General features: G+C 60.8%; 13 protein-coding genes and 1 tRNA gene. 7 read left to right on the plus strand and 7 right to left on the minus strand.

Annotated elements, in window-relative coordinates; genetic code table 11:
- Positions 1-281: 281 nt before the first annotated feature.
- The 6 genes from plsX (at position 282) to QCM77_RS07055 (ending at position 4,282) form a co-directional block, all read left to right on the plus strand.
- Entirely contained in the window at positions 282-1,343 is a 1,062-nt protein-coding gene (gene plsX, locus QCM77_RS07030; protein WP_279667579.1) for a phosphate acyltransferase PlsX, read from the plus strand.
- A complete protein-coding gene (locus QCM77_RS07035) occupies positions 1,340-2,320 on the plus strand; it encodes a beta-ketoacyl-ACP synthase III (protein WP_279682555.1) in 981 nt (326 codons plus the stop codon). The genes plsX and QCM77_RS07035 overlap by 4 nt, the downstream gene beginning before the upstream one ends.
- Positions 2,321-2,453: 133 nt before the next feature.
- The gene (locus QCM77_RS07040) at positions 2,454-2,795 is read left to right on the plus strand and encodes an integration host factor subunit alpha (protein WP_018456841.1); all 342 of its coding nucleotides are present in this window, start codon (positions 2,454-2,456) and stop codon (positions 2,793-2,795) included.
- A 24-nt stretch (positions 2,796-2,819) separates the two neighbouring features.
- Complete coding sequence (locus QCM77_RS07045) at positions 2,820-3,395, plus strand: MerR family transcriptional regulator (RefSeq protein ID WP_279667577.1); 576 nt, start codon at positions 2,820-2,822, stop codon at positions 3,393-3,395.
- Positions 3,396-3,503: 108 nt separating this feature from the next.
- Positions 3,504-3,581, plus strand: a tRNA-Pro gene (locus QCM77_RS07050).
- A 242-nt stretch (positions 3,582-3,823) separates the two neighbouring features.
- Positions 3,824-4,282: a cupin domain-containing protein gene (locus QCM77_RS07055; RefSeq protein WP_279682557.1), complete on the plus strand. Its 459-nt coding sequence runs from the start codon at positions 3,824-3,826 to the stop codon at positions 4,280-4,282.
- 30 nt (positions 4,283-4,312) lie between these two features.
- Here QCM77_RS07055 and QCM77_RS07060 read toward each other — a convergent pair whose 3' ends face one another.
- Positions 4,313-5,368 carry a tyrosine-type recombinase/integrase gene (locus tag QCM77_RS07060; protein ID WP_279682559.1) on the minus strand — a complete coding sequence of 352 codons (1,056 nt, stop codon included), beginning with the start codon at positions 5,366-5,368 and terminating at the stop codon, positions 4,313-4,315.
- 319 nt (positions 5,369-5,687) lie between these two features.
- On the opposite strand from QCM77_RS07060, the gene QCM77_RS07065 reads away from it, so the two are divergent.
- Positions 5,688-5,861, plus strand: coding sequence for a hypothetical protein (locus QCM77_RS07065; RefSeq protein ID WP_279682561.1), 174 nt, complete (start codon positions 5,688-5,690; stop codon positions 5,859-5,861).
- A 40-nt stretch (positions 5,862-5,901) separates the two neighbouring features.
- Here the strand turns inward: QCM77_RS07065 and QCM77_RS07070 are convergent, their stop codons facing one another.
- From QCM77_RS07070 to QCM77_RS07095, 6 genes are all read right to left on the minus strand, one after another.
- Entirely contained in the window at positions 5,902-6,135 is a 234-nt protein-coding gene (locus QCM77_RS07070) for a hypothetical protein (protein ID WP_279682563.1), read from the minus strand.
- Between the two features lie 197 nt (positions 6,136-6,332).
- Positions 6,333-6,608, minus strand: a complete 276-nt coding sequence (locus tag QCM77_RS07075; RefSeq protein ID WP_279682565.1) for a hypothetical protein — start codon at positions 6,606-6,608, stop codon at positions 6,333-6,335.
- Positions 6,609-6,752: 144 nt separating this feature from the next.
- Positions 6,753-6,995, minus strand: coding sequence for a PilZ domain-containing protein (locus tag QCM77_RS07080; RefSeq protein WP_279682566.1), 243 nt, complete (start codon positions 6,993-6,995; stop codon positions 6,753-6,755).
- 5 nt (positions 6,996-7,000) lie between these two features.
- Complete coding sequence (locus QCM77_RS07085; RefSeq protein WP_279682567.1) at positions 7,001-7,228, minus strand: hypothetical protein; 228 nt, start codon at positions 7,226-7,228, stop codon at positions 7,001-7,003.
- 65 nt (positions 7,229-7,293) lie between these two features.
- On the minus strand, positions 7,294-7,620 hold the full coding sequence (locus QCM77_RS07090; RefSeq protein WP_279682569.1) for a hypothetical protein: 327 nt from the start codon (positions 7,618-7,620) through the stop codon (positions 7,294-7,296).
- Positions 7,621-7,813: 193 nt separating this feature from the next.
- Positions 7,814-8,005 (minus strand): hypothetical protein, encoded by a 192-nt coding sequence (locus tag QCM77_RS07095; RefSeq protein ID WP_279682570.1) that lies wholly within the window; start codon positions 8,003-8,005, stop codon positions 7,814-7,816.
- Between the last annotated feature and the right edge of the window lie 1,258 nt (positions 8,006-9,263).

Raw genomic sequence — 9,263 nt, forward strand, 5'->3', positions numbered from 1 at the left:
GGACCGCTTTGCTACGGGGCGCGAGGTGTTTGCGGCGGTGGTTTGAAAGGTCCAATTATCTGTTTGATTTCTATCTGCTTCTTGTGAATTCGCCCGTCCGCGGCCGGTTATTCCCGAATGCAAAAGGCTGGGGGCAAGAGGTTGTTTCAGGACAACAAAACGCTATTGTCGCGCCCCGGTCCGGGTGCGGCGTGGCGCTTGACCGGCCGCCATGTCTATGGCGGACCCATTTGCGGCCCCGCTCGTTCAAGACCGCACCAGACCAGGTTTCCAGGACTTTTATGCCAAGCAAGGTACGCATCGCGCTTGACGCCATGGGAGGCGACGCCGGCGCCGCCGTGGTCATTCCAGGCGCCGCCATCTCGCTTCATCGGCATCGCGAGATCGAGTTCCTGCTGGTCGGGGACCGCGCCAAGATCGAGCCCGAGCTCGACCGCCACCCCGCGCTGAAGGCCGCCTCGAAGATCATCCATACCGACGTCGCGGTCAGTGGGGAGGACAAGCCGAGCCAGGCGCTGCGGCGCGGCCGCAAGACCTCCTCCATGTGGCTTGCCATCGATGCGGTGAAAAAGGGCGAGGCGGATGTTGCGGTCTCTGCCGGGAATACCGGCGCGCTGATGGCGATGTCGCGCTTCCACCTGCGCACGCTGCCCGGCATCGACCGTCCGGCGATCGCCGGCATGTGGCCGACCAAGCGCGGCGATTCCGTCGTCCTCGACCTCGGCGCCAGCATCGGCGGCGATGCGCACCATCTGGTGTCGCTCGCCATCATGGGCGCGGCGATGGCGAGCGTGCTGTTCAACAAGAAGCGTCCCACGGTCGGCCTGCTCAATATCGGGGTCGAGGAGATCAAGGGGCACGAGGAGATTCGCGAGGCCGGCGAAATCCTGCGTGCCAGGAACCTGCCGGAGCTCGACTATCTCGGCTTCGTCGAGGGCGGCGGCATCGGCCAGGGGGTGGCGGACGTCATCGTCACCGAAGGCTACAGCGGCAACATCGCGCTGAAAGCCGCCGAGGGAACCGCGCGGCAGATGGCGGAGTTGCTCCGCAACGAGATGATGCGCGGCTGGATGTCCAAGCTCGGCTATCTCCTTGCGCGCGGCGCCTTCCAGGCGCTGCGCAACAAGATGGACCCGAACAAGTCCAACGGCGGCGTGCTCCTCGGATTGAACGGGATCGTGGTCAAGAGCCATGGCGGAATCAGCGCCGAAGGCTTTGCCTATGCGATCGATGTTGGCTATGAGATGGTCAAATTCGATCTCCTCAACAAGATCAATCAGATGCTCAACCGCGAAGGTGGTGCACTAAGTTCCGTGCAGGCCGCGCAGGAGGCTGTTTCGTGACTCAAATTCGTTCGGTCGTGCTGGGCTGCGGCTCTTATTTGCCGGAGCAGGTGGTGACCAACGCCCAATTGGCGGCGCGCATCGACACGTCCGACGAGTGGATTGTGCAGCGCACCGGCATTCGCGAGCGGCGTATCGCGGCCGAGGGCGAGTTCACCTCGCATCTGGCGCTCAAGGCGGCGCAGGCTGCGCTCGTTGACGCCGGCGTGGACGCGCAGTCGATCGACCTGATCGTGCTCGCGACCTCGACGCCCGACAACACCTTCCCTGCGAGCGCGGTCGCCGTGCAGCACGGGCTCGGCATCAATCATGGCGCGGCCTTCGACCTTCAGGCGGTGTGCTCGGGCTTCGTGTTCGCGCTCGCCACCGCCGACAATTTCCTGCGCACCGGCGCCTTCAAGCGCGCGCTGGTGATTGGCGCGGAAACCTTCTCGCGCATCCTCGACTGGAACGACCGCGGTACCTGCGTGCTGTTCGGCGACGGCGCCGGCGCGGTGGTGCTGGAGGCGCAGGAGCAGCCAGGAAAAGCCGCAACCGACCGCGGGATCGTGACCACGCATCTGCGCTCCGACGGCCGCCACAAGGCGAAGCTGTTCGTCGACGGCGGCCCGTCCTCGACCCAGACCGTCGGCCATCTGCGCATGGAGGGCCGCGAGGTCTTCAAGCACGCGGTCGGCATGATCACTGACGTGATCGTCGACGCCTTCGAGGCGACCGGGCTCAACGCCGACAGCATCGACTGGTTCGTGCCGCACCAGGCCAACAAGCGAATCATCGACGCCTCCGCGCACAAGCTCCATATCGCGCCGGAGAAGGTGGTGCTGACGGTGGACCGTCACGGCAACACCTCGGCGGCCTCGATTCCGCTGGCGCTGTCGGTGGCACGCAAGGACGGCCGCATCAAGCGCGGCGACCTGGTTCTGCTGGAAGCCATGGGCGGCGGCTTCACCTGGGGCTCCGCGCTGGTGCGCTGGTAAGCCACAGTCGATAAAATTTTGCCCGAATCAGCCCGGATTATCGATGCGTCTGCATTGATGAGCGCTGTTGACCGGCGTATCGTAACCTCATAATTTCAGACAACAATTGTTCGCCGTGATGTGGGGCAGGGCGATGACCGATCAAAGTAAAACCGTAACGCGTGTCGATCTGTGCGAAGCCGTCTACCAGAAGGTGGGCCTGTCGCGCACGGAATCGTCCGCCTTCGTGGAACTCGTGCTGAAGGAGATCACCGATTGCCTTGAGAAGGGCGAGACGGTGAAGCTGTCCTCGTTCGGCTCCTTCATGGTCCGCAAGAAGGGCCAGCGCATCGGCCGCAACCCCAAGACCGGCACCGAAGTACCGATCTCGCCGCGCCGGGTCATGGTGTTCAAGCCGTCGGCGATCCTGAAGCAGCGGATCAACGCCCAGCACCGCACTAATGGCGACGCCAGCAAGGCTCAACCCGAGGCATAACGCCTCGCGCGAAGGATTTGGCATTTGGACAAGGCGCCGGATGCGTTCCGAACCATCAGCGAAGTAGCGCAGGAACTCGACATTCCGCAGCACGTGCTGCGGTTCTGGGAGACCCGATTCTCCCAGATCAAGCCGATGAAGCGCAGCGGCGGCCGCCGTTATTACCGTCCCGACGACGTCGACCTGCTCAAGGGCATCCGCCGTCTCCTCTATGGGGAGGGCTACACCATCCGCGGGGTGCAGCGGATCCTCAAGGAGCACGGCGTCAAATCGGTGCAGGGCCTGGCCGACGGTGCGGCCGCGGTCTCGTTCGGCGCCATCGAGGACGCCGTCGGCGCGAGCCTGATGGAGCCCGAGGAGGAGACCGGCGTCCGCGGCGCCCGCGACAGCGACGATGACGACTATCAGGGCGAGGAGGAAGGCATCGACTTCCGCTTCTCGGAGACCGACGACGAGGAAATCCTCACCACCTTCCGCAAGGGCGGCACCCCCGCCGCGCCCGCCGGCCCCAGCGCCATCGATCGGGAGCGCCTCGGACGGGTGCTCGCCGACCTCGTCGCCTGCCGCGAAATGCTGGATCAGGCGCTGAAGGACGGCTAGCGGCCGCGTTCGGCGGCTTGGCGGCCAGTTCCGGAGACAGGGCGATCACCAAAATGGTGCGCACCTCGCCTTGCGCAAACCGGCGATCCTAGCTAATGGAACGACGTTCGGAGCGTGGCGCAGCCCGGTTAGCGCACTAGTCTGGGAGACTAGGGGTCGGAGGTTCAAATCCTCTCGCTCCGACCATTTTTCTCAATAGGATCAATGACGACTTGAGGCGGCTGGTTTGCACCCAACCGCCGGTTTGCATTTGGTTTGCAAATTTGTTCGCCTGCCGTTCCTTGGGCCTGGTCTGTTCGTTCGCAAATTCGGGTGCTGGCCTGTTTCCGAGCGCGGTGGCCTAGTTTGGTTTTGGCAGTGGCCTGATTTGAAGCAGATGTGGAGAGCCAGGTCGTTTGACTGAAGCTGCGCCCGGGCGGACTGTCCACATGCCGGCCATTTATGCCGTGTTAACAGCATGGGAGCCAGTGATGAATTTGCGAAAGATTTTTTACCCACTGCTCGCTTCGGTCATTTTCTTTGGATGGGCATCAAACACCATCAGTGCCGAAGACGCGCCGAAAGGCAACAAGGGCTTCACGGTCAGCAAAACTACAGTGGTCGATTTGGGCCCCGAGATTGAAGGCATGACCGGCCGGCAACTTCGGATGCGCGTCCTCACCATCGAACCGGGCGGCTATATCGGATTGCACAGCCACAAGGACCGGCCCGCCGTCGTTTATTTCATGCAAGGAACAGACGAGGTTGGGCTCGCCGACGGCACCACGAAAACAATGCATTCGGGCGACACCTCGGCCACGCCCAGCAGCACGACCCATTACCACCGCAACGTCGGCACGGATAACGTCGTTCTGATCGCGTTGGACGTTTTCAAAACCGCCAAATAAAGGAGGCGCGGCGGAATGCCGGAGGCCGCCTCAGTTGGCGGCCTCTTTGTTTCGGTCCCTGTAGTCCTCAAGCTTTGCGTAGGCGTTCGCTGCAAGGACGCCGCGACGGGCCAAATACGAATCTATGATGCGCTGGGCCTTGTCCACGGTCCAGGTTAGGGCCTCTGCAATCTCCGGCGCCGTCGCGCTCGCCTCAGCCAGCAACGTGGCAACCGTGCCGCGGTTGTCGTGGAAGTTGAGATTGCCAGCTCCAACCGTGTCAGCGTCCTCGCGCCAGTGATCGTTGAAGTAGCGCTTGGTGTAGGCCTTGCCGGTCGGGGTCAGCATAACCAGGGCGCCGGTGCGGGGCAGGGCGTCCAAGTGGGCTTTCAACTCCCGCGTGGCGGGGATCCAAAGCATCTTGCCGGTCTTGCTCGAACGGATTTGCACGCGCTGACCGTCGTATCGCGTCCAGGCGAACTTGCGGACGTCGCTGGCGCGCATGGCAGTGTTTCGCACCAGGATCATGGCCGTCGCCATAGCCGGCCGGGCGGCCTTGATGAATTGCTGCTGTAGCTCTTCCGACCACGTCTTGTCGGCCCGGTCGCTCTTGTAGAGCCGGTGGAAGGTAGGAATGGGGTGGTGCTTGATCCGGCGCTGCTCTTTGGCGAACGAGAGAACGCGGCACAGCGCCGACATGAGGTTGTCCGCGGATCGGCGCGAGGTCTTACCTAGCTCCTGGTGCCAGGCGAGGGCATCCGCCGCGAATGCGTCGGCGTCGTCGGCGTTGTTGAACGTATCCTCTGGGACCGTTCCCCATTGCTGCTCAATGCGCTTGAGCTTCCACGGATACTGCTTGCGGGACTCTTCGCTCAGCGCAGCAAACGTGCTGGACGTGTCGAATAGGCGAATGAGATCGGTGAGCGTCTTTGCGCTCTTACGGCGCGATCGCTTCTCTGCATCCGCATAGGTCTCGGCAAGCCGGTCGGGGTCCAGGCGAATGCCCGTGGCGCGGTGGTAGAAGTAGATTTTGACCGTGCCGTCCGCCTGACGCTTGGGAACGCGGTTGATGCCCTTAAGCTTAAGCGGCTTGGGTCTTACGCGCATTCTCAGCCTTCCAACGCTGGTATGGGGTCAATTCCGAGGCAGATTCTGTCACAAGGCCCGATGCCCGGTCTAGGGCAGAGTCGAGCGCCTTGAGATCCCAACGGTTAGTCCCGGGCATTGCCTTGGGGATAAGTCCCTTCTGAACCCAGCGATCAAACGCGGACAGGGTGTTGCAGCCGCAGTATTCGGCCGCCTCCTGTTTCGTTAGTCCGCGCTTGGTGGGTTGCACGTCCGATCATCCTGGCCGTTACTGATGTTCGGCCTATAGCGACGAGATCGAGATTTGCGCGTGAAAAGCGCAGCCTACAGGGACAAGGTTATGAACCGCGAAGAACTAAAGGACGAACTGCTAAGCCACCTCGCGATGATGGAGAGCGTGCTTACCTTGGCGCTAACGGCGGACGATTTGAACCACGCGCTCCCCAGCCTTGAAGTATTGCAGCGCCAGATGGAGATCATGCGCTCGGTGATTGTCCGCAAGACCGGCGACTGAAACGACAAAAGGGCGCGGTGTGATCCGCGCCCTTTATCAGTCAAGTGAACCGGACCCAATCTGCAAACACGAATCCACCGCTGCCATCGTCCTGATCCAGGATCAGCACTGCGCCAAGCTCGGGATGATCTCCCATAGATACAAGCAGCTTTTTTGTGCCGATCGGCTGGAGGTTCTTTGCCTCCTCTCTGATCTTGGCGATCGTGTCGATCGAAACAGTGGAAGGGACAGCTGCAAACTCGGTTACGCCGGGGTAGTTGTCCGTCTCGCTCATACGATAATCTCTCTCCATGTCAGTGGTTGGAATTATCTCCCCTGACGAAAAACCAGCCGGCGAGTGTTGCGCCGGCTGGTTGCACTGACAGAGGAGACACGAACCGCAGTTAAGCGGTCGCTAATCCGGCTATAGCGATGGCGATCAGGATCGCGCGCGGCAAATTTGCATATCGGCCTCGCGCGATCGGCGTCCCTCTAATGCACGCTCGCGCTGCCCAGGCCGGCAAGCATCAGCTCCACCTTCCCGACCAATTCGGCCGATGGCTCTTCGCCATGCATGGCGATCGACGGCTGGTCGGAATCGCAATCGGCGCTCGATGCCGGATAAATGTCGGCCGCGCACAACGCCACCTGAATTTGGTTCTCCGCCCAGGTGCGCCGATCGTTGGCGCTTGAGAACGGGCATTGCTCCTGATCCAGCTCGGTCAGTGCCTTCACGAGTGCGAGGTAACGGTCGTCGGCAATCAGCATTGGTATTCCCCTTAAGGCCCACCATTGGCGGTGTGGCGCCACTAGACTCATATTCGCGAAGTGGCGTCAACTGGAATATCTACTGGCGGTTGTAAGTCAGTGCTGACTTACGAAGCGCCCGCGATGCAATCAACCTGTTCGTTTCTAATCAAACGTCACCCCCATCCTAAATGAGGATCGCCAGACTACGCGACAAGCCAGCTTCAAATTGTCTTCTGGAATAATCAACGTGAAGGCCGAGGGGATTCTATCGGTCCAGTCAGAGAACTGGAGCGCTGCACCCGTCGTGGAGATGTCACGTATCGTGCAGCGAGTTGTGTCGCCCCCACGCTCGATCAGCGCTGGCTTGGACACGCGAAAGCGGGGTGCCTGCCGAGTCTTCACCATTCGCTTCACTCTGCTGCTCGGAAATTGGTCCCGAAATCATCAGTGCTCTGGTTGATCCAGAGAAGCGCCTCGCGGCAATCCAACCAAACAATTTGATCGTGGTCCCCTTCGCCGGGAGTGATGTGCAGTAGAAAAGACTGCTCACCGAATCGGAAAAGCGTATCGAGCGCTTGACGCTCGATCAAAGTCTCGGCGTCGATAAATGAATACTTCCGTCTAGCGATAAGCCTCATTCCGAGAGTCCCTGCCATGGTCTAACGGGGAGGTATGAATGTCGCCTAGCGATGCGCCTGCAGTTTCAATGACGGAGAACGGTTGCACTACTTGGGCTCAATCCCAAATGATGAACCATTCGGCGAGCACCCTCTACTGAATCCGCCAGCTCCCCCGCTCGCTTGATGAGTTCGTTGATAGAGGGATCATCGCGGAACTCGGACAGAATAATTTTAATGCAACGGTTAGTGAGATCCAGAATCCACAGCGCGCGCTTCATGTCATCTTGGCTACGGAGGTTCATTCCGTTCAGTTCAGACATGACGGTTGCGAGCCCTTGAAGCCGAAGAACCGCGGGATGCAGCCTGGAGTGCTCGCCTGCCGCGCGGGGAAAATTGATAACTTGGGACATGGAATCGGCTTTATGAAAAAATGCAGCGTAGTATTACGATCACAATCTGACGCTTGAATGGTTAGCGCTTTAATAAGAAGCCTGCCGTTATTCAGCAGCCCTCCCGATTTTTGGCTATCGTTATTCGGCGACTCCCCGATCTGCGTTGCGTCACAACATCGCAGGTGCTCTGGGGCACCCGCCTATCTGGCAACTATTCCCAGCGACCACTCAGCTTTGTCCGCGCGGCGATCGTCGTCTCGATCTCTTGGACCATTTCCCGCAGCCCTTCGGCGAGCCGTTCGAACAGCGCGCGCGTCTGCCTGTCCGGCGCTGTTCTGGCCGATCGAGCACAGAGGTCCGCCTCCGCCCGAAACTTCTCGAGCAGACCAATCAGTTCTTCCATCCGTAACGTCCCACTCGCCGGCATTCAAAAGATGCAACATAGCGAGCAGCCTCAGAGCGGGCACCCTGGGAAATTTCCCAGGGTGGTCAGGACTCGATTAAAAGCCCGCTGACGCATTGAGGCGCCGGCCGCTGTCGGGTAGCGGGTATGTCGAAATAACAAATCCTGGGCCTGTTTTAATTCGCGGCGCGGGCGCGGAACGCCCTTGGTCAGGCCGGTGGCCCTTGGTGAGCCGCCGGAGGCGGCGAGCATGGCCGGAGGGGTTTGTCGACCAGGAAGTGAGCCGGCGGGGCCGGCGATCGGCCGGGAGCATCCTCAAAGTCGGAGATACTTCACGACCGGAAGCATTCATCTCCGGGAGCGAGATCATAAAAAGCTGGCCGCAGGCCGGCGGGGGTTTGGGGGCGGCAGCCCCCCAGGAGCGAAGCGACCGAGCGGAGCGAGGGAGACCGCGAGTTTCGCTGTCACGTTCCTATAGGGGACTTCGTCCCCGCTAGACTGAACATCTTATGCAGTACCGATTGTGTTCGGTTTGCGTTCACTGGTGCGGTCTCTGCGATCTCATCGTATCCGCCCTTACTGACTTCTCCGGCGAGCTGGACGAGGCCGGCAGCCTCGCCCTTGGCCAGTCGACGGGGACGTTGCGGCCCTCGATCGATCCGCTGACGCTCCAATCAGAGTGATGAATTCGCGCCGCTTCATTCTATGATCCCCATGCCCGCAGCAGTGCTGCCGTACATCGTGCCGCAGCTTCCATAGCGACGCGGAAGGGACATCCTAGCAAACAGTCCCGAACGCGAACCTTGAGTCCAAAGGATGGAGACGCGGAACATGTCTCTTGAGGCTGGCGGGTTCGCAGCCTACCCCGAAATGGGTAGGTGAGTTCTCCCTAAGAGGCATAGGACAACGTATAGCCGAGCGCATAACACTGCTGCGACTTTGCAGCGATACATGGAAGTCACGGATCGCTGGAACGGGAGCAAGGCGTTCGCCCGCAAGCTCACCATCATTCATGAACGAAAGTCGAGGAATTTAGGCGCGGGCTCTCAACCAATTGCAGTGGCGGCCACGCCAAACCGACAATCGGAGGCCGCGGCGATAATCATGCGACTAACGACCTCATCAACGAGGTGAACCGCCCCGGGTTTGCCGGAGGCTCCAACTCCTGAGAGAATGGAGCCATGACGAGCAAGACGACGAACAAGTTTTCACCCGAGGTCCGGACCCGAGCGGTTCGGATGGTTCTGGATCACGCCAG

This window comes from Bradyrhizobium nivariense (assembly GCF_029846695.2).
Classification (GTDB): domain Bacteria; phylum Pseudomonadota; class Alphaproteobacteria; order Rhizobiales; family Xanthobacteraceae; genus Bradyrhizobium.